Origin of the sequence: Solimonas sp. K1W22B-7, assembly GCF_003428335.1 — a bacterium.
Classification (GTDB): domain Bacteria; phylum Pseudomonadota; class Gammaproteobacteria; order Nevskiales; family Nevskiaceae; genus Solimonas_A.
In genome coordinates this window covers 4,217,079-4,237,585 of the sequence record NZ_CP031704.1, presented here as the reverse complement: position 1 = coordinate 4,237,585, position 20,507 = coordinate 4,217,079, and the positions used below count along the sequence as shown (strand labels likewise).

Below are 20,507 nucleotides of genomic sequence, written 5' to 3'. Positions count from 1 at the left end.
CCTATCTCCCTTTGGCATCGGCCAGGATCATCGCCGCGCCCTTCTCGCCGATCATCGTCGCCGCCGCATTGGTATTGCCGCTGACCAGGCTGGGCATGATCGAGGCATCGACCACCCGCAGTCCCTGCAGTCCGCGCACCCGCAGCTGCGGATCGACCACGGCCCGATCGTCCGTGCCCATCCTGCAGCTGCCCACCGGATGGTAGGCGGTCTCGGCATGGCCGCGCACCCAGTCCAGCAACTCGGCGTCGGACTGCAGCCCCGCACCCGGCTCCACTTCCTCGAGACGATGCGCGTCGAAAGCCGGCTGTGCCAGCACCTCGCGGGTCTTGCGGATGCCGCGGACCAGCGCCTGCAGGTCGCGCGGGTCGGCGCCGTAGTTGAAGTCGACCAGCGGCGGTGCCAGCGGGTCCGGGCTGCCCAGGCCGACGCGGCCGCGCGAGTAGGGCCGCAGGAAATAGCTCATCACCGAGTAGCCGTAGCGGAACGCGCGCTTCAGCTCGAAAGCATGGACCGTGTTCACCGACGGCAGGAAATGCCACTGGATGTCCGGGCGCGCGGCCTGCGGCTCGCTGCGGATGAAGCCGCCCACCTCGGCGATGTTGGTGGTCAACTCGCCGCGGCGGCGCAGCAGGTACTGGAACAGGCCGCGGATCATGCGCCACCAGTAGCTGGGGTGGAACGAGAAGCCCGCCTTCGACCTGGAGCGCCAGGACACGAAGACATCGAGATGGTCCTGCAGGTTGGCGCCGACGCCGGGCAGCTCGTGCAGCACATCGACCCCCTGCGCCTGCAGCTCCGCGCGCGGGCCGATGCCCGACAGCATCAGCAGCTGCGGCGACTGGATCGCGCCGGCGGCGAGGATCACCTCGCGCCGCGCGCTCAGCTGCCGCTCATGGCCGCCCTGCAGGACGCTGATGCCGACCGCCCGGCGTCCTTCGAGCAGCACCCGCGTCACGCTCGCGCCGGTGAGCACGCGCAGATTGCCGCGCCCCTCGGCCGGCCGCAGGTAGGCCTCGGCATTGCTGTGGCGCTCGCCGTTCTTCTGGAACACGCGGTACTCGCCCACGCCCTCGCTGCCGCTCAGGTGGTTGTCGTGAAGGCTTGCATAGCCTGCCTGCTGGGCGGCACCGAGGAAGGCCAGCGACAAAGGGTTGTCCGGATGCACCCGACGGCTCACGTGCAGCGGTCCCTCATGGCCATGGCTGGCATCGCCCGGGTCCGCGGCGAAGCATTCGGATTGCCTGAAATAGGGCAGCACTTCGGCATACGACCAGCCCTCGCAGCCGGCGGCGGCCCAGTCGTCGTAGTCCTGTGGATTGCCGCGGACGTAGCACATCGCGTTGATCGCGCTGCTGCCGCCCAGCACCTTGCCGCGCGGGCAATACAGGCGCCGCCCCTGCAGATGCGCCTGCGGCGTCGTCCAGAACTGCCAGTTGTGCTTCGCATCCTGGGCCAGCGCCGCGATGCCGCCGGGAAACTTGATGTTGAAATTCCTGTCGGCCGGGCCGGCCTCCAGCAGTGCCACGCGGTACTGGCCACTCGCGCTGAGGCGGTTGGCCAGCACGCAGCCGGCCGAGCCGCCGCCGACGATGAGGTAGTCGTACTCCGTCGCCTCGCTCATGCCGTTGCCGCCTCCAGATCCTTCTGCCAGCAGACGACCTGCTCGCGGTGCTGCACGCAGCACGCCAACAGATCGGCGTAGTGCGCCTCGATCACCGGGCGGCGGATCTTGCCGGTGGGCGTGACCAGGCCGTTGTCCGGCGTCCAGGCGCCTTCCACGATCAGGCACTGCGCGATGCGCTCATGTTCGGCCAGCGTGGCATTGACCGCCGCGATATCGTCGCGCAGTGCAGCCTCGAGACCGGCGTGCACGCGGGTCTTGCCATTGGGGCTCAGCGTCGCCAGCAGGATCGGCTGGTTCAGGCCCGCGCCGCAGAGGCAGAGCTGCTCCAGGTCGGTGTTGCGTGCCATCGCGCCTTCGATCGGCACCGGCACCACGTACTTGCCCTTGCCGGTCTTGAACTCGTCCTTGATGCGCCCGGTCACGTAGAGGAAGCCGTCGGCGTCGACGCGGCCGCGGTCCCCGGTGCGCAGCCAGCCATCCTCGGTGAAGGCAGCGGCGGTCTGCGCCGGGTCCTTGAAGTAGCCCATCATCACGCCGCCGTGGCGGAACTGGATTTCGCCGTCCGCGGCGAGCCGGAACCCGGAATCGGGCAGGGGCTTGCCCACCGAGCCCAGGCGGCGTAGCTCCGGCAGTTCCACCGCCGCATAGGCGCAGGTCTCGGTCATGCCGTAGCCCTGGTTGATCTGCAGGCCCAGCTTTTCGAACCACTCGATCATCGGCAGCGGCGCGGCGGCGGCGCCGCAGCCCAGGGACTCCACATTCTGCAGGCCCATCTTGCGGCGCAGGGTCTTGCGGAACCAGCGGTTCACCAGCGGGATGCGCAGCAGGCGGTCGAGCTTGTGCTGCGGCAGCTTGCCGAGGATGCCGGCCTGTACGCGCGTGTACACCAGCGGCACGCCGGAGAAGCGCGTCGGTACCACGCGCGCCAGCGTTTCCGCTAGCGCCTCGGGCTTTTCCAGGAAGTGCAGCTCCGCGCCCACCGCCAGGCCCATCGCCTCACCGAACACGCGCTCCATCAAATGCGCCAGCGGCAGGTAGGAGAACAGCACCTCGCGCGGCAGCGGCGCCATGGTGTTCTTCAGGATGTTGTCGATCGCGAAGCTGATGTTGGCGTTCGACAGCATCACGCCCTTGGGTTGCCCCGAGGTGCCCGAGGTGTAGATCAGCATTGCCAGTGCATCGGCCGGCGGCGGCGTGTAGTCGCTCAGCGGCGCGTGGTCGCCGAGGAATTCCGTCCAGCCCAGGTCGCTGCGCGGCAGGCCGGCATAGGGCAGGGCGATGCTCCGCACGCCGGCCGGCAGGTTGGCCACCATCTCCTCGGCATCGCCCGGCATCAGCGAGGGGCCGATGAAGACATGGCGCACCTCGGCATGGTCCAGCACGTAGCCCAGCGTTGCCTTGCCCTGGCGTGGGTAGAGGCCCACCGCGATATGGCCGGCCATCGCGCAGGCGAGGTCGGCGATGATCCAGTGCGCGGTGTTGCGGCCGGTGATCCCCAGGCGGCTGCCGGGCGGCAGGCCCAGCGCGCGGATCGCGCCGGCGGCGCGGCGCACCTCGGCGGCCACCTCGCCGAAGGTATATGCCCGTTCGACGCCATCGACCGGCTGGAACAGCCACGGCCGCTGCGGCTCGCGCCGCTCCCAGTCCAGCAGTCGCTCCACCAGGTTCATGCCGTTCTCCTCGGCTGGCCGCGCCGCCGGACTATCGCCGGGGGCTCTCTTTTATGTCAAGAATCTTCACAATTTAAAAGCTGGCCCCTGCGGCGTGCCGCAGCGCGCAACGATCCCGTAATATTGTGAAGTTCATTGACAATCATGCCGGGCGCGCGGGATAGTCCTGTGATCGGCGATGCGCCCGGCCACCATGGCACAAGCGCGCACGGATCCGGAGGAGACGTTGGCAATGCGCAACAGCATCATGCTGTGGACATTACTGCTGGCGGGTGCGCTGGGTGGCAATGCCGCCGCGGCGGCCGATGCGCCGGCCGACGACGAACTCGATTTCCTGCTGGGCGATGCCGAGGCCTCGCCGGTGCCGGCCGAACCAGCGCCCGCCGCTTCCGCTCCTGCCGAGCCCGCGCCGGCCCCGCCCGCCGCCGCGAGCCCCGCGCCGGAAACCCTGCCGACCATCCCGGTGGCCACCCAGCCCACGCCGGTGCCGGCCGCCAGGCCGCGCCGCGCGCAGCGCCAGATCGAAGAGATCATCGTCACCGCGCAGAAGACCGAGCAATCGATCCAGGACGTGCCGGTGTCGATCACCGCGGTCAACGGCGACTTCATGAACGAGGTCGGCGCCGTTTCCATCGCCGATGTCGCCGCCTACATCCCCAACCTCAAGTTCTCCTCCGACAACGACCCGGCGCTGACCCAGATCAGCATCCGCGGCTTCGGCACCAGCCCGCTCAACTCCGGCTTCGAAAGCTCGGTCGGCTACGTGCAGGACGAACTCTTCCTCGGCCGCGCGCCCTACATCACCGACGGCATGTTCGACATCGAACGCGTCGAGGTCCTGCGCGGCCCGCAGGGCACCCTGTTCGGCAAGAACACCACCGCCGGCGTCTTCAACGTCCTGACCAAGGGTCCCACCGAGGAATTCGGCGCCGACCTGCGCCTCAGCGTCTCCGATCCGGACGAGCGCCGCATCGAGGCCGGTGTCGGCGGCATGTTCGCCTCCTGGGGCGGCATCCGCCTGGCCCTGCTTGACATCGATCACCCCGGCGGCGAGCTCTACAACACCACCCGCGACCGCCCCGAGGACCGCGCCCGCCAGCAGGCCCAGCGCCTCAAGCTGCTGCTCAAGCCCACCGAGGCACTGGAGCTGGAACTGAGCGCGCAGCATGCGCAGACCAGCGCCAGCTACTGGCCGGTGCAGCTCGACAACCTGCAGCCCAGCACGCTCGCCTTCCTGCGCAACTACGATCCGCAGGCCGACGGCGACGGCTACAACCACCGGCTGTCGCACGACTACGATGGCTACCTCGACAAGGACTCCGACACCCTCGGCCTGATCGGCCGCTGGAGCATCGGCAAGCTCGGCCCGGTCGACGACCTGCGCGCCACGCTGGTGCTCGGCGACAGCGAAATGGGCGTCGACGCCGCGCCCGACCTCGATACCTCGCCGGCCGACATCGGCCGCATCCGCACCACCTGGAACTACAAGCAGCAGAGCGCCGAGCTGCGCCTCGACGGCGTGTTCAACCAAGGCCTGTTCGGCCTGGGCGAGCGCATCGACTTCATCGCCGGCGGCTTCTACATGGAGTCGCACATGGACCAGGTCGCCCGCGTCTCGGCCGGCGAGCAGCTGGCCGCCTACGCCGTCACCGGCGACGCCCTGCGTCAGATCGGCGGCACCACCTTCACCTTCCCGCTGCCGGGCCTCGGCCTGCTCGCCGAACTGCTCAGCGGTGTCATCGCCCCGGTCGTCGGCGACGACGCCTACTCCGTGAACTACCTGACCGAGGTGCAGACGCTCGCCTTCTTCGGCCAGGCCACCTGGCATCTGAACGAGCACTGGGCGCTGACCCCGGGCCTGCGCATCAACCGCGAGAAGAAGCAGGCCGACATGAGCGGCGTCTCCACCTGTACCCTGCCGCCGCTGTGCCTGATGCGCGTCGCCCTCAATGCCCGCGACTACGACGCCCCCGGCCTGTCGCGCGACGAGGACGACGTCTCGCCCAAGCTGTCGCTGCAGTATTTCCCGTCGGATGACCTGTCGCTGTTCGCCAGCTACACGCGCGGCTACAAGAGCGGCGGCTTCAACGCCGCCTCCTTCGACGGCCGCAACCTGCAGTTCGAGCCGGAGAACGTCGAGTCCTGGGAGGCCGGCTTCAAGTCCATGCTGCTCGACCGCTCGCTGAGCCTGAACGCCACGGTGTTCTACAGCTACTTCGACGACCTGCAGACCCTGGCCATCGACGGCGCCTTCATCAACGTCGCCAACGCCGCCACCGCGATCTCGCAGGGCGTCGAGGTGGATGCCATGTGGTACACGCCGCTGCCCTTCCTGACGCTGATGGGATCGCTGGGCGTGCTGGATGCCCACTACGATTCCTACCCCAATGGCCAGCCGACGGTGAACATGCCCTCCGGCAGCGTCCAGGACTTGAGCGGCAAGGAACTGGCCTTTGCCCCGAAGCTGACCGCCTCGCTCACGCCGACGATAACGGTCCCGGTGCGCGGACTGATGATGCAGTTCGCGGTGGACTGGCTCTACCAGGGCGACCAGTACACCGACATCGATCTCGACCCGCACACCTTCGTCCCGGCCCACTCCACCTGGTCCGGCCGCGTCGCGCTGAGCCATCCCGAGGGCCGCTGGAGCCTCGCCATCGGCGGCAGCAACCTGACCGACGAGAACTACGCGACGCAGGTGGTGGACACGGCCTTCTTCCCCGGAGCCTACGGCGTGACCCAGCAGGCCGGCCGCAAGCTGTTCGCCGCGTTCCAGTTCAAGTTCTAGACCCCTGAACCTTTCGATACGTAGACATGTAGGATGTGGTGAGCGTAGCGAACCGCATCAGGCGCGGGTCGGGCAGATCGATGCGGTTCGCTACGCTCACCACATCCTACGGAACTACCTCTTCTGCCGGCTCCGCATATCGATCGCCGCGGCCCCGAACTTTGCTTCCTTCTCCCCCCGCGTGCGCGCGCTCCAGTTGCGCAGCACCTCGTGCGCGTGGAGCTTCTCTTCCGCCACGATGGGATCGTGCCTGGCCGTGCGGATCGTCAGCTCCACCTGCAGCCCATTGGGGTCGTACATGTAGACCGACTTCACGAAGTCGTGGTCCACCGGCCCCAGGCAGCTCACGCCGGCGGCATTGATGCGCTTCTGCCAGGCGCGCAGCGCCGCCTCGTCCGCCACCTCGAAAGCCAGGTGGCGGTCGAAGCTGTCGGCCTTCGCGAAGTGCTCGGGCTTCGCCGTCTCCGGCTGGTCGAAGAAGGCCACGAAGCCGCCGTTGCCGAGCTGGAAGAACAGGTGCATGTAGGGCACACGGCGGTTCAGCCCGGGCACGATGTCGGCGACCAGCGTCAGGCTCAACGGCAGTCCCAGCACGTCCTCGTAGAACCAGCGGGTCTGCTCGGCGTCGCGGCAGCGGTAGGCGGCATGGTGGATGCCGCTGGCCCCCACCAGCGGCGGCGCCTCGCCCGTGGATGCGGCTGGCTGTGCGGCGTTGGACATGGCCCTTCTCCCACGGAAATATTGTCAAGTATCTGGACTAATACCGTAGTGCCGGAGAGCGAGGCTGTCAAACACTTTTCCCCTCTCCCCTCGTGGGAGAGGGGTAGGGGAGAGGGGGAACCTTCAATCGGAGGCAATGTGCGTAACCGCCATTGCACCACCCTCACCCTAACCCTCTCCCGCCAGCGGGAGAGGGGACAAAGAAGAAGGGCCACTCGAAGTGGCCCTTTGTGTCGTAGCGGAGGGTCAACTCCCCCGCGGCCCCGTAAACCCCCGCCGCTTCGGCGCATTGCTCAGCACCGCCTCCAGCGCCTTAGCCGTCTGCGCGCTGCCCTTCTTCACATCGGCCGCCGTCGCCTGCACCGGCTCGCCCCAGTCGGCCTCCACCAGCACCCGCCGCAGTTCCTTGAGCGCCTTCGCGCCCAGGCGTTTCTCCAGCTCCGCGTCGATCCGCTCCAGCGCGCGCATCGTCAGCTTGCCGATCTCGCGGCCCTGCGCGCTGTAGCGCACGACCTTGGCGCGGGCATCGTCGGGGTCTGCCACCAGGTCGATCAGGCCGCGCTCCTGCATGCCGGCGAGCAGCTGCTGTACCGCCTGGCGGCTGATGTCGAGGCGGCGCGCCAGTTCCGCCGGGCGCGTCACGCCGTCGGCGATGTTGGTCATCACCAGCGACTGCGTCCGCGACACCGGCGGCAGGCCAGCGGCGGCCAGGTGGTTCTGCAGGCCCTCGTCCATCCAGTAGAAGGCATGCAGCAGCCCGCTCATCAGGAAGTAGCGGGAGGGCTCGGCGACGGCCATGGGGGCCGCCTTGGTCTTCTTCGTCAGGGCACTACTCCTTGAAACCATGCGCAGCCAGCCAGCGGTTGACCAGTGCCACGGCCTGCTCCAGCTGGGCTTTCTGCCCCAGGTAATAATGCGTCGCGCCGGCGATCTGCGCCAGTTGCCTGTCGGAGTGCGACACCGCGTCGTAGAGCCGCTGCGTATGGCTCGGCGTGCAGATGTCGTCGGCGCCGTTGCCCACCACCAGCACCGGCACCTTGATCCGCGCCAGGCTGCGCACGCCGTCGGCATGGCTGTCGTCGTAGCTCCACTGCGACAGCCAGCTGCGCAGCGTCGAGAAGCGCGCCAGTCCCACCGGGCCGTTGTTGACCAGCTTCGGCTCGCCCAGGAAGCACCAGCCCGGCTTGCGCTCGTTGGGATCCACGGTCGGGTCGATGAAACGCGGATCGGCCATGGTGCCGTGCACCACGAAGGCGAATTCCTCGTGCGGCTTGCCCGCCGCGCGCAGTGCCGCCAGCTTGTCCTTGGCCCAGGCACTGATGCGCCGGTTGCGCGCGATCTGCGCCGCGCGGTAACGCTCCAGGAACGCCGCGCTGTAGGGCGGCTGGTTGGGGTTGGCCGGATCGTAGAGGTCCAGCTCGCGGTCGCGCTGGTCCGGGTTGGCTTCGTCGAGGATCGAGGCATCCAGGCTCTCGGTCAGCGTCACCGCGCGGCTGACGTGCGCCGCCAGCAGCATCAGGCCCTCGGCCGCGACCAGGCCCACCTGCGTCAGGTCCGGCGGCTCACCCGCCGGCGTCGCCGTCACCATCGGCGACTCCGCCTCGGCCTGGTAGAAGGCCGACAGCGATCCGCCACCGCTCCAGCCGCCCAGCACCACGCGCTGGTAGCCCAGGCGCTGCTTGGCGTCGCGGATGCAGGCATTGAGGTCCAGCGCCACCCGTTCCATCTGCAGCGCGTAGTCCACGCCCGGGTAGCGGCTGTTGCAGTAGATGACGTGATAGCCGGCCTTGGCCAGGGCCACCGGTAGCGGCAGGTACTCGCCGCCGCCGATCGGGTGCATGAAGACGATCACCGTCTTCGACGGCTGCGCCGGTTTCAGCAGGTGCGCCTTCAGCACCACCATGCCCATCACGCCGGCATAGGTGTCCTTGTAGGCGGCCTTTTCCTGGTAGGGGATCAGGTAGGGAATGCGCTCGTAGTCGCTGCTCATCGTCGGGCTCCTGGATCCTGCCGGGTATTATGCGCAAGTTTCTTGACATTATTCGCCGCGGGGCGAGACGATGTCCAGATGTCGTCCACCCCGGGGTCCGCCATGATCGAGCTGCACTTCGTCCGCACGCCCAACGGCCAGAAGGTCTCCATCCTGCTGGAAGAGCTGGAGCTGCCGCACCGCGTCATCCCCTACGACATGCTCAAGGGCGAGCACCTGACGCCCGAATTCCGCCGTATCAACCCCAACTGCCGCCTGCCCGCGATCATCGACCATGAGCCGGTCGGCGGCGGTGCGCCGCTGGCGCTGGCCGAAAGCGGTGCGATCCTCATCTACCTCGCCGAGAAAGCCGGGCGCCTGATCCCGGCCGATCCGCAGCGGCGCGCGCATTGCCTGCAATGGCTGATGTGGCAGATGTCCGGCCTCGGTCCCATGCACGGCCAGGCGCATCACTTCGTGCGCTATTGCACCGAGCCCATCCCCTACGCACGCGAGCGCTATCTCAACGAAGCGCGGCGCCTGCTGCAGGTACTCGACAACCGCCTGGCCGAGGCTGAATACCTCGCCGGCGAATACTCCATCGCCGACATCGCCTGCTGGCCCTGGATCCGCGCCGCGCGCGCCATCGAGATCGAGCTTTCCGCGTATCCGAATGCCAGGCGCTGGTACAAGCAGATCGACGCGCGCCCGGCGGTAAAGAAGGGTGGGGAACTGAAGGTCAGCGATGCCTCGCTGGCCGGCAAGCCGCGGTTGACACCGGAGCAGTGGTCGAATCTGTTCGGAGCGAACATGCTGGGGGCGGTGAGCGCCTCACCTTCGGGTTGACGCTTTCCGAACGCTTGCGGCGCACGAATGGAGAAGGCGCTTTCCTACAGACATTCCCCAATCGACGTACATAGGCTGCATGAGATAAAACAAGGAGAAGATCGTGCCCACTCGATTCGCAACCACAGTATGGATTCCGATCCTCGCGGGGTCGGCTGCCGTATGTGCACAAGCGGCAGGCGCAGCGACCTGTGCCGACTGGAAGCCGAACCTGGCAAACGAACTGTCTTGCAATCTAAATCTGATTGGACCACCGCAGCCCGCGCAACCCCCTCCGGGGCCGATCGATTCGGCGGGCTGCGGAGCGCCGGTGGTGAAATCCGATGGCACCCCGTGGCAGTGCACGTTCTCCGACAACTTCGACGGTATCAACCTGGATCGTTCGAAGTGGGTACCGCAAACGAACTTCGTGAACGGCAGCAACACGGTCTACGCCTGCTACATAGACGACCCGGCGGTCATCAGCGTGTCCGGCGGCAATCTCAATCTCTCAGTGAAGGAAATGCCGCAGCCGGTAGCCGGGTGTCCCAGCAACCGCGCCGGTTCGCGGTACGCCGCAGGGCAGATCACGACCTACTACCTGTTCTCGCAGAAGTACGGTCGCTTCGAGGCTCGCATCAAGGTGCCGCTGGCGAGCGCGCCCGGCCTCCAGGAGGCATTCTGGCTGTGGCCCGACGTGCGCTACCACAGCACCGCGCTCTGGCCCCTGTCCGGCGAGATCGACATCGTCGAGACTTACTCGCAGCACCCGAGCCTGGCCATCCCGTTCCTGCACTACTCCGCCGACCTGCTGGGGCCGCAGCCGGGTGTGAACACTGCGTGGACCTGCGTGGCAAACCGTGGCGAATGGAATACCTACACGCTGGAGTGGACCGCGAACCGCCTGGAAGTGCTGGTCAACGGCCAGTCGTGCCTGGTGAACAACTCCAACGATTCGGCCTTCGACAAGCGTTACATCATCGCGCTGACGCAGGCTCTCGGAACCGGCGCCAACGCCTACAGTGGCGTCGGCATGCTGCCTGCCACCACGCAGGTCGACTACGTGCGAGTCTGGCAGTAGCCCGTAGAGCGCGTCCTTGACCCGCCTGTCGCGGAAGGCGGGTCAGGACCCGCTCTACTTGCACTATGGGTAATTTCAGCGCAGCTATTTTCTTTCTTCCCGGTATGTTCGCGGGCACGTTTCTCGTCTCGCTCCTGTCACGTTGGGTTCGCGGCCTGTATGCAGCCATAGGTAAAGTGGTCCCAGGAGAAAAACAAACGCCCGCGCCGCCGCCCTCATTTGCTGCAAAGGTGTTCGTCATAATTAATCCAACACCTTGGTTGGTGCTGGCTATTCCATTCGTTGCACGAAGCACCCTTTCCGGCACCAATAGCGCTGCGTGGGCATGGTTCTTTGTAGGGTTCACCTTTGGCATGGTGTTTATAACAGTCACCGTCTGGCGTACTTGGAAAGCTATAAAGAAGCGGAGGTCTTCAAGTGTCGCGCCATAACTATCGCTTCAAGAGCCCGTAGCCCGTAGGGCGGGTCCTTGACCCGCCTGTCGCGGAAGGTGGATCAACGATCCGCCCTACCGCACTGAGCCTGTCGAAGCACGTGCGGAGTTCGGCCTCAGGGGGCGCCGTCCATGGCCGCCCGGCGTTCCACCGCAGGCGATGCCGTTTAGGCATCGCCAAAGCGCGGCGGAAACACCCCCGCCCGACTCACCATCCCCGGCAATTGCCGCCCCAGCTTTTCCCCCATCCACCGAGCCACCTCATTGAGCTTCGCCAGGTCCACGCCGCAGTCCACGCCCATGCGCTGGAACAGGTACAGCAGGTCCTCGGTCGCGACGTTGCCGGTCGCCGCCGGCGCAAAAGGACAGCCGCCGATGCCGCCGACGCTGGCGTCGAAGCGCCGCACACCCGCCTCGTAGGCCGCCAGCACATTGGCCACCGCGGTATTGCGCGTGTTGTGGAAATGCCCGCGCAGCGGGATCGCATCGCCCACGCGCTCGCGCACCGCCGCGATCGTCGCCCGCACCTGTGTCGGCACCGCCACGCCGATGGTGTCGGCCAGGATGATCTCGTCCGGCTCCGCCGCGGCCAGTGCTTCGGCGATCTCCGCCACGCGCGCCACCGTCACCTCGCCCTCGAAGGGGCAGCCGAAGGCCACGCTTACCGTCACCGCCGCGCTGAGGCCGTCGCGCCGTGCCTGCCGCGCCATCGCGCTCACCACCTCGATGCCCTGGGCGATCGTCTGCCCCTGGTTGCGCTGGCCGAAGCTGTCGGTGGCGCAGACCACCATGTTCAGGTCCTGCAGCCGGCCCGTCGCCTTCGCACGTTCATAGCCGGCGGCGTTCAGCACCAGCCCGGCATAGCGCGCATCCGCCACCGCCGGCAATGCCGCGCAGATCGCCTCGGCGTCGGCCATCTGCGGCACGCGCTTCGGGTTGACGAAGCTTGCCACCTCGATGCGCCGCAGGCCCGTGCCGAGCAGGGCCTGGATCAGCGCCAGCTTGGTGGCGGTGTCCACGTCGACCTTCTCGTTCTGCAGGCCGTCGCGCGGCGCCACGTCGATCAGCTGCACGGCAGGCGGGGGAAGGGCGGAAGCGGGCATGTATAGTCACTCCGGCGACATTTGTCAGGGCTATGGTACAGTCAATTATCTTGACATTATCATCGGGCGGCCGGTCCTTCAGTCCGGGTACGCGGTCCCCAATGCGGAGCATGACGCATGAGCACGATGACCGACAGCGCGGCGCCGCTGCGCGAAGTTCCCGGTGACGGCGGCCTGCCGCTGCTGGGGCACAGCTTCAAGCTGCTGCTGGACCTCGATACCTTCGTCCACGAGCGCTACGAGAAATACGGCGAGGTGTCCTGGGGCGCGGCCTTCGGCATGCGCTTCATCAGCCTGTTCGGCCCCGACGCCAACCAGTTCGTGTTCCAGAACCGCGGCGACCTGTTCGCCAGCTCCGCCTGGGAACACTTTCTCGCCAAGTTCTTTCACCGCGGCCTGATGCTGCTGGACTTCGACGAGCACCGCATCCACCGCCGCATCATGCAGGGCGCCTTCACCCGCGACGCGCTGCTGGGCTATCTCGGCGTGCTGACGCCGGGCATCACCGCCGGCCTGGCCGCCTGGCAGCCGCGCAGCGGCTTCCTGATCTTCGATCACCTCAAGTCGCTGACCCTGGACCTGGCCAGCGAGGTCTTCATCGGCCATACCCCGGGCGCCGAGGCCGAGCGCATCAACAAGGCCTTTCTCGCCACCGTGCAGGCCGCTACCGGCATCATCCGCTTCCCGCTGCCGGGCACGCGCTGGCATGCCGGCGTGGTCGGTCGTGCCTTGCTGGAAGACTTCTTCCGCCGCGAGCTGCCGGAGAAGAGGCAGTCCAGCGGCGACGACCTGTTCAGCCGCCTGTGCCGCGCCCGCACCGAAGACGGCGAGGCCTTCTCCGACGAAGACATCGTCAACCATATGATCTTCGTGCTGATGGCGGCCCACGACACCAGCACGATCACGCTCAGCAACATGGTCTACTGGCTGGCGCGCGAGCCTGCCTGGCAGGACCGCCTGCGCGAGGAGAGCCGTGCGCTCGGCACCCACACGCCGGATTTCGAGCAGTTGGCGAAACTGGAGACCATGGGCTGGGTCATGAAGGAGGCGCTGCGCCTCTGCCCGCCGGTGCCGGGCCTGCCGCGCCAGGCGGTGCGCGACTGCGAGTACAAGGGCTTCCGCATTCCGGCCGGCTCCTTCGTCAGCATCAGCCCCTGGTTCACCCACACCTCGGCGCACTACTGGAAGGAACCGCAGCGCTTCGACCCGGAGCGCTTCAGCGAGGCACGCGCGGAAGACCGCGCCCATCCCTTCAAGTGGGTGCCCTTCGGCGGCGGCGCGCACAAGTGCATCGGCCTGCACTTCGGCGAAATGGAAGTGAAGGCGATCCTGCACCAGATGCTGCTGCGCTTCCGCTGGAGCGTGCCCGAGGGCTACGTCATGAAGCAGGACTTCACCAGCCTGCCGATCCCGAAGGACCGGTTGCCGGTCACGCTGGAAAGAATCTAGGCCTTCTCGCCCGGCGCCACGATGCGCCGCTGCAGGAAATCCACCATCACCTCGGCCGCCGCTTCTTCATAGGCCGGCGTGATGTGGCCGTGGGCCAGGTAGGACTGCCGGAAGCAGGTCGTGGCCACGTCCACCGCCAGCGTGGCGGCGTCCACCGGCTCGGTCGGCACCGTCATGCCGCGCACCTGCAGCAGCTGCCGCGCCAGCGAGCCCAGATGGCGCACCGTCAGCTCGTAGCTGCGATAGCTCTCGTCGGTCACCGCGCCGCCCAGGGCCAGCATCATCCCGCCCGGGTGTTCGTTGTGATAGCTGGCCGCCTGCTGGACGATGGTCCGCACCACCTCGCGCCAGGGCAGCTGTACCAGCCGTACCGCATCCGCCACCAGCTTCTGCTCCAGGCCGGCGAAGTGGCGGCGCACCAGCTCGTTGAGCACGGCGTAGGGCGTGGGGAAGAACTTGTAGATGCTGGCCCGCGTGTAGCCCAGGCGCGCCGCCACGGCCGGGATCGAGAAGCCGCCCAGCCCTTCCTCGGCCAGCAGGGCCTGGGCCTCCTGCAGCACCAGTTCGAAACGGTCGATGGCCCGCTGCTGCTGGGGCAGGCGGGCGAGGGCGCGCTGATCAACGGCAATGTTCATGGCGACAGGATAGCTTGACTCGGTAAAGTTACAAGAGTAACTTTTACTAAAGTTACATAAGTTGCAATTGGTGTGCTCGGGAGAGCCTTGCATGAAGAATCGGTACCTCGCGCGCGGCGCGGCCCTGACCCTGTTGAGCCTGGTGCTGTCCGCCTGCGGTGACTACGGCGGCCGCAGCGACGGCGCCACGGACGGGGGTTCCGGCGGTGGCGGCCCCAGCGCCCGCAGCATGGAAGAGCACTTCAGCGGCAAGGTCCAGCCGCAGCTCGACTTCTGCCGCACCTGCCACATCCCCGGCGGCGTCGCCGACGTGGAAGACGGCAAGGACTTCATGCTCTCCGGCGCCCGCTCGCAGGACCTGGCCAACCTCAAGGCCAGCTGGGAGCGCCTGGGCAGGAACAACCCCACCTCGCGCATCCTGCTGATGTCCTCCGGGCAGGAGACGCCGCATACCGGCGGCGCGCCCTGGCCGGTGGGCAGCGCGCAGTACAAGAACATGGACATCCTGCTGAAGTGCTTCGAAAGCCCCTCGGGCTGCGCGGCACTGCTGGCGGGTGGACTCGACCCGGGCGCGCTGCTGCCGCTGCTGGGCAGCCGCCGCGGCGGCCACTACTGGTTCGACTACTGCGAAGGCAAGCCGGACAGCACCGCGGTGCCGGAAGATCCGCGCGAACTGGTCGTGCCGGGCGTCAACGCCGGCAAGGCCGTGCTGATGAACGGCTACTGGCAGACCTGCCAGGAAGACAACCACCCGGGCACCTGCGGCGAGTTGCGCGCGCGTTCCGAGCGCGGCTACCGCCTGATCGCCGCCAACGGCGAAATCGGTGCCGGCACCATGTTCGGCGGCGACTCGCCCGATCCGGGCTTCGCCTTCCCGGCCGAGGCCTACAACACCATGTGGCAGCGCATCTGGCGCATGTCCAGCCGCCCGGCCAACTACGACCAGCTGGTGGCCGAGCGCTGGGGCATGCCGATCCCGAAAGTGCCCAATCCCTATCCGCTGCCCGGCGAAGATCCCAACGCGAAGAACGGCGGCAGCGGCCAGCTGCCCATCGGCCTGACGCAGCTGCGCAACCCCGACGGCAGCTGGACCGGCAATGTCGGCGTCACCTGCAACATCTGCCACGGCGGCGCGGTCGGCAAGGCCGAAGACGGCGAGGGCCTGGGGCCGATGTACGGCACCAACTCGCTGTCCGACATCACCGTGATGTTCACCGATCTCGCTTTCGTCGCACCGCAGCAGGCGGTGCTGGCGATCATTTCGCAGAACAAGGTGCGCGGCACCGGCAACATCACCAACTTCCAGCTGTTCGGCACGCTGACGCTGTTCGACGACCTGCTCGGCTATCTCACCGTGCAGACCCAGCCCTCCACCGGCACGGAAGACCCGCCGGTGTGGTGGAACGTCGGCAGCCGCCCCTCGAAGTTCTTCGACGGCGGTCAGGTGATGGACTCCAAGCGCATCGAGCTGTCCTTCCACTTCCCCAACGTCGCCACGCCGAACAACGTCGAAGGCAAGCAGTGGATCAAGGACCATCAGCAGGACGGCGACAGCTGGCTCATGTCGATGAAGTCCCCGGCGTGGCCGGAGTCGAAGATGGGCAGCATCGACACCGCGCTGGCCGAGCAGGGCGCCGTGCTGTTCCACGGCAAGGACCTGTGGGCCGCCAAGCTCAACAACCCCGTGCCGCGGCCCGAGGGCGGCAACGGCTCCTGCGCCAGCTGCCATGGCGCCTACTCGCCGCGCTACGTCAATGACCCGGCCTATCTCGACACGCCGCTGCTGGAAGGCATCGCCGCCTACATCACTCCGATCGAGATCATCGGCACCGACCGCCGCCGTCTCGACGGCAACAGCCAGGTCGTCTCCAACTACGCCCGCCGCAACTGGTTCGCCTACAGCGACGGCCCCAAGAACGAGGCCGGCATCCCGCTCTGCGGCGACCAGAACGACACGGCCCTGCGCGGCGACCGCAAGCTCGGCTACCTCGCGCCGCCGCTGTACGGCGTGTGGGCCACCGCGCCGTACTTCCACAACGGCGCGGTGCCCAATCTCTGGGAAGTGCTGCAGCCCGCCGACCGCAAGCAGATCTGGCGCCGCCTGTCGGTCCCGGCGATCGAAGGCGGCATCAGCGGCTTCGACTACAGCCTCGAAACCGGCTACGACCGCGAGCACGTCGGCTGGAACTACGAGGCCCTGGCCTGCGGTACCGGCACCCTGCCATTCATCGACTGCAATCCTTCCGGCGGTGCCACCATCCAGGACCTGCTGGGCCTGCTCTGGGGCAACGGCGGACTGGCCTGGAACCTGCTCAACCTGCCGATCCTCACCACCGGCCAGATCGAGGATCGCAAGATCTATAACAGCAACTATTACAGCCAGGACAACGGCGGCCACGAGTTCACCAGCGTGCTGACCGACCAGGAACGCCGCGCCCTGATCGAGTACCTGAAGACGCTCTGAAAAGTTATTAGGGAGACAGGGGCGCGCAAGCGCCCCTTTTTCGATGACCCCTCTTCATTCCCGTGACAGGCAGCACCTCGCCCTCCGTGTCAGGACAGCGCTGGAGGCGCAGCAGGGCGACTACCCGACGCTGCAGCAGGTCGCCGCCAGGCTTTGCGTGTCGGCGCGCACGCTCAAGCGCCGCCTCAAGCAGATCGGATCGAGCTACCGGCAATTGCTGGACGCCGTGCGCCTGGTGCACGCGATGGAACTGCTGCAGCGGACAGGCCTGTCGCTGGAGGCGATCGCGCTGCGCCTGGGCTATAGCAGCAGCGCGAACTTCTCGCGCGCCTTCCGGCGCTGGACGGGGATGCCACCGGGGCATTTCCGCAACCGCGCCCCGGTGTTGCGTGTCGATAGTGACAAGCGGGAGCAGGGGCAGGCGATAGCGGCCTAGCGTTCTGGACCTGGACTTACTTCAGAACCGTAACGGATCAGGTATTTGTCGCCTGCGAATCAGCCCAGCTTCAACCCCAACCGCTTCGCCAGAAACGCCAGCATCACGTCCGCCCCCGCCTGCGTGTACTCCGGCGTCATCCGCCCATGCAGGAAGTAACTCATGCGGAAGCTCGCGGTGCCGAACTCCACCGCCAGCGCGGCGATGTCCGGCGAATCCTCGGGTACCACGATGCCGCGTTCCGCCAGCAGGCCGCGCGTCATCGCGCCCAGGCGCGTGATCGTCACCTCCAGCGAGCGGAAGCTGGCGTCGGAGATCGGCCCGGTCAGCAGCACCACCTGCGCCGCCGGGTGCTTCACGTAGAAATCGCTGGCGGCGTAGACCATGCGCGTCACCAGCTCCTGCCAGTCCTTGGCCACCGCCAGTTGCTCGGCATAGCCGGCCAGGTGCTCCTCCAGCGTCGCCAGTTGGCGCTCGGCCAGCTCGTTGAGCAGCGCGTAGGGCGTGGGGAAGAACTTGTAGATCGTCGCCCGCGGGTACTCCAGGCGCTCCGCCAGCGTGGGGATCGAGAAGCCCGACAGGCCGGACTCCAGCAGCAGGGCCTCCGCCTCCTGCAAAACCACGTCCACCCGGTCCTTGGCGCGCTGCTGCTGGGGTTTGCGCGCGATGAAGGCGGGGTTGGGCGGGTTCTTCAGGGCTTCGTTCATCGGTTCGTCCTTGACGCCAAACGGCGACTAATGTTACCTTTTTCGAAAGGCAACAAATGCCCCTTTTATAAGAACAGCCGGCCTGGAGAGAGAAGAATGGAGTTTGGGCGAGCCATTGGCAGAGCCAGCCTGTGCGTGTGGGTGCTTGCGACAGCGATGCTGGCGGCGGGCTGCGCTCCCGGGCGCAGCGACCCCGCCTCGGGCGGCGGTTCCGGCGGCGCGACGGCGCGCAGCATGGAGGAGCACTTCAGCGGCAAGGTACAGCCGCAGCTCGACTTCTGCCGTACCTGCCACATCCCCGGCGGCGTCGCCGACGTGGAAGACGGGCATGACTTCATGCTCTCCGCCAGCAAGTCGCAGGATATGGCGAACCTGCGCGCCAGCTGGGAGCGGCTCGGCAAGAACAATCCGACCTCGCGCATCCTGCTGATGTCCTCCGGGCAGGAGACTCCGCACAGCGGCGGCGCGCCCTGGCCGGTCGGCAGCGCGCAGTACAGGAACATGGAGATCCTGCTGAAGTGCTTCGAAAGCCCGGCAAGCTGCACGGCGCTGCTCGCCGGCGGCATCGACGCAGGCGAGTTGCTGCCACTGCTGGGCAGCACGCATGCGAAGACGCTGTGGGAGAGCTACTGCGAGGGCAAGGCCGACGGCGTGGCGCTGCCGACCGATCCGCGCACCATGATCCGCCCCGGCATCAACGAAGGAAAGGCGGTGTTCTTCAACGCCTGGTACGAGGACTGCCACGCCAATCTGCCGGAGAAGGAGCAGGCGCCGAAGACCTGCGGTGCCTACCGCGAGCGCCGCGAACGCGGTCGCGAGGCCTTCATCGACACGCTGGCAGTGGGGTCCGAGAAGGCCGAGGACTACAACGACAGCTGGAAGAAATGGGGCCTGTCCGAGCGCCCGGCGAACTTCGACGAGCTTTACACCCTGCGCTACGGCTACAACAACGCACCCTTTCGCAATCCCTATCCGCTGCCGGGTGAAGACCCCAACGCCAGCAACGGCGGCAATGGCCAGCTGCCGCTGGGCAAGCGCCAGCTCAAGGACGAGCAAGGCCGATGGACCGGCGTGATCGGCGAGGTGGCCTGCTTCGGTTGCCACGGCGGCCAGATCGGCGACACCGGCGACGGTGGCAGCAGGATCGGCATGAAGAACCTGGGCCTGGGCAACAACAACGCCGACACGGTCATCCAGGCGGCCGACGGCGGCTCCGCCTATGGCGTATCGCTGGGCGTGCCGCTGCTGCTCAATCCTTTTGCGCTCGGCGGCGACCAGCGCGGACAGAACAACGCCGTGGCGGGCTTCGAGCTGCTGTTCATGCTGCTGGACTACGACAGCCTGGGCCTCAACCCCAACGCGCTGAAGCTGGCGCAGAACTCCGCCGATCCGCACCCCACCTCCGAGCAGCAGGACACGCCGGCCTGGTGGAACTACGGCCACCGCGCGCGCAAGTTCTTCGACGCCGGCCAGTCCATCGACAGCACGCGCATCGTCATGGCGGCGGGCGTCGGCGAGCTGACCTCGGTGATCACCGCCGACGGCAAGGCCTATCGCGAGCGCATCGAGCAGTTCGACCAGGACCTCGCCGCCTTCTTCCTGTCGCTGGAATCGCCGGTCTACCCGGGCCCCATCGACACCCAGCTGGCGGAGCAGGGCGCCATCCTGTTCCATGGCAAGGACCTCTGGGCCGGCGACGCCAATGCCGACAAACCCCGGCCGCTGGGCGGCAACGGCTCCTGCGCCAGCTGCCACGGCGCCTACTCGCCGCGCTACATCCACGACCCGGCCTACCTCGAGAACCCGGTGCTGGGCGGCATGGCCGCGCACCTGATGCCCCTCGACGTGATCCGCACCGACCCGGCGCGCGCCGACGAACTCACGCCCTACCTGCGCGAAGCCTATGGCACCACCTTCTGGGGCTACCCCGAGGGCGCCGAAGGCTGGACCGCGCCGGGCGTGAAGAACGCCGTGCTGGAGCTGGCCGACGACGGACTGCCGCTGGCGGCGCGGCCGCAGGGCGCCTGCGGCTGGGAGCGCGGGATCATCGGCTACCAGGCGCCGCCGCTGCACGGTACCTGGGCCACCGCGCCCTACCTGCACAACGGCTCGGTGCCCACCATCGAGCAGGTGCTGAAGTCCTCCGACCGCCCCGCGATCTGGCGGCGCCAGCTGCAGACCGTGGGCGAGGTCGCCGGTTTCGACCAGAGCCTGCAGCGCGCCTACGACTATCAGCGCCTCGGCTGGAAGTACGAAACGCTGGCCTGCGGCGACCTGCCGGGCAACCCGCTGTTCAACTGCAACCCCGTGGCGCCGGAGCAGCCGTCCATCACGCAGACGGTGATGAACCTGCTGTATTCCGGCTTCAACTGGTCGGCCCTGGTGGTGCTGCCGGACCTGGCGCCGGGCGGGCAGGACAAGCGTTTCGTCTACGACACGCGCAAGGTCGGCAACGGCAACGGCGGCCATGACTTCACGGACGAGCTCACCGAGCAAGAACGCAAGGCCGTCATCGAGTACCTGAAAACCCTGTAAGGCGAGTGCCCCGCCTGTTGCGGGGCGGCTCGAACCACGAAAGCAAAAAGCCCTCCGCGAGAGGG

Annotated in this window: 15 protein-coding genes; 7 read left to right on the top strand and 8 right to left on the bottom strand. The window is 67.4% G+C overall.

Going from position 1 to position 20,507, the window contains the following annotated elements; all coding sequences use genetic code 11:
* Position 1 precedes the first annotated feature (1 nt).
* Both D0B54_RS19070 and D0B54_RS19065 read right to left on the bottom strand, forming a co-directional pair.
* Positions 2-1,624: a GMC family oxidoreductase gene (locus D0B54_RS19070; protein WP_117293162.1), complete on the bottom strand. Its 1,623-nt coding sequence runs from the start codon at positions 1,622-1,624 to the stop codon at positions 2-4.
* A complete protein-coding gene (locus tag D0B54_RS19065; RefSeq protein ID WP_117293160.1) occupies positions 1,621-3,297 on the bottom strand; it encodes an AMP-binding protein in 1,677 nt (558 codons plus the stop codon). The genes D0B54_RS19070 and D0B54_RS19065 overlap by 4 nt, the downstream gene beginning before the upstream one ends.
* Before the next feature lie 232 nt (positions 3,298-3,529).
* On the opposite strand from D0B54_RS19065, the gene D0B54_RS19060 reads away from it, so the two are divergent.
* The gene (locus D0B54_RS19060; protein ID WP_117293158.1) at positions 3,530-6,085 is read left to right on the top strand and encodes a TonB-dependent receptor; all 2,556 of its coding nucleotides are present in this window, start codon (positions 3,530-3,532) and stop codon (positions 6,083-6,085) included.
* A 114-nt stretch (positions 6,086-6,199) separates the two neighbouring features.
* Here D0B54_RS19060 and D0B54_RS19055 read toward each other — a convergent pair whose 3' ends face one another.
* From D0B54_RS19055 to D0B54_RS19045, 3 genes are all read right to left on the bottom strand, one after another.
* Complete coding sequence (locus tag D0B54_RS19055) at positions 6,200-6,805, bottom strand: VOC family protein (protein WP_117293156.1); 606 nt, start codon at positions 6,803-6,805, stop codon at positions 6,200-6,202.
* Between the two features lie 246 nt (positions 6,806-7,051).
* On the bottom strand, positions 7,052-7,603 hold the full coding sequence (locus D0B54_RS19050) for a MarR family winged helix-turn-helix transcriptional regulator (RefSeq protein ID WP_162932570.1): 552 nt from the start codon (positions 7,601-7,603) through the stop codon (positions 7,052-7,054).
* A gap of 31 nt (positions 7,604-7,634) precedes the next feature.
* On the bottom strand, positions 7,635-8,795 hold the full coding sequence (locus D0B54_RS19045; RefSeq protein WP_117293152.1) for an alpha/beta hydrolase family protein: 1,161 nt from the start codon (positions 8,793-8,795) through the stop codon (positions 7,635-7,637).
* Positions 8,796-8,897: 102 nt separating this feature from the next.
* Between D0B54_RS19045 and D0B54_RS19040 the strand changes: the two genes are divergently transcribed.
* Together D0B54_RS19040 and D0B54_RS19035 are read left to right on the top strand one after the other, a co-directional pair.
* Positions 8,898-9,620 carry a glutathione S-transferase C-terminal domain-containing protein gene (locus D0B54_RS19040; protein WP_117293150.1) on the top strand — a complete coding sequence of 241 codons (723 nt, stop codon included), beginning with the start codon at positions 8,898-8,900 and terminating at the stop codon, positions 9,618-9,620.
* A 313-nt stretch (positions 9,621-9,933) separates the two neighbouring features.
* Positions 9,934-10,680: a glycoside hydrolase family 16 protein gene (locus D0B54_RS19035; RefSeq protein ID WP_162932569.1), complete on the top strand. Its 747-nt coding sequence runs from the start codon at positions 9,934-9,936 to the stop codon at positions 10,678-10,680.
* A 600-nt stretch (positions 10,681-11,280) separates the two neighbouring features.
* On the opposite strand, the gene D0B54_RS19030 is transcribed toward D0B54_RS19035, so the two are convergent.
* Positions 11,281-12,216, bottom strand: a complete 936-nt coding sequence (locus D0B54_RS19030) for a hydroxymethylglutaryl-CoA lyase (RefSeq protein ID WP_117293146.1) — start codon at positions 12,214-12,216, stop codon at positions 11,281-11,283.
* A gap of 117 nt (positions 12,217-12,333) precedes the next feature.
* Here D0B54_RS19030 and D0B54_RS19025 point away from each other — a divergent pair, with 117 nt between their 5' ends.
* The gene (locus tag D0B54_RS19025; RefSeq protein ID WP_117293144.1) at positions 12,334-13,665 is read left to right on the top strand and encodes a cytochrome P450; all 1,332 of its coding nucleotides are present in this window, start codon (positions 12,334-12,336) and stop codon (positions 13,663-13,665) included.
* Here the strand turns inward: D0B54_RS19025 and D0B54_RS19020 are convergent.
* Positions 13,662-14,300: a TetR/AcrR family transcriptional regulator gene (locus D0B54_RS19020; protein ID WP_162932568.1), complete on the bottom strand. Its 639-nt coding sequence runs from the start codon at positions 14,298-14,300 to the stop codon at positions 13,662-13,664. The two genes, D0B54_RS19025 and D0B54_RS19020, sit on opposite strands and share 4 nt — an antisense overlap.
* 91 nt (positions 14,301-14,391) lie before the next feature.
* Here D0B54_RS19020 and roxB point away from each other — a divergent pair, with 91 nt between their 5' ends.
* Positions 14,392-16,764, top strand: a complete 2,373-nt coding sequence (gene roxB, locus D0B54_RS19015; protein ID WP_117293140.1) for a rubber dioxygenase RoxB — start codon at positions 14,392-14,394, stop codon at positions 16,762-16,764.
* 43 nt (positions 16,765-16,807) lie between these two features.
* Positions 16,808-17,200, top strand: a complete 393-nt coding sequence (locus D0B54_RS19010) for a helix-turn-helix transcriptional regulator (protein WP_117293138.1) — start codon at positions 16,808-16,810, stop codon at positions 17,198-17,200.
* A 59-nt stretch (positions 17,201-17,259) separates the two neighbouring features.
* On the opposite strand, the gene D0B54_RS19005 is transcribed toward D0B54_RS19010, so the two are convergent.
* Complete coding sequence (locus D0B54_RS19005) at positions 17,260-17,907, bottom strand: TetR/AcrR family transcriptional regulator (RefSeq protein ID WP_117293136.1); 648 nt, start codon at positions 17,905-17,907, stop codon at positions 17,260-17,262.
* Between the two features lie 141 nt (positions 17,908-18,048).
* Between D0B54_RS19005 and roxC the strand changes: the two genes are divergently transcribed.
* On the top strand, positions 18,049-20,442 hold the full coding sequence (gene roxC, locus D0B54_RS19000; protein WP_162932567.1) for a putative rubber dioxygenase RoxC: 2,394 nt from the start codon (positions 18,049-18,051) through the stop codon (positions 20,440-20,442).
* The last annotated feature ends 65 nt before the right edge of the window (positions 20,443-20,507 follow it).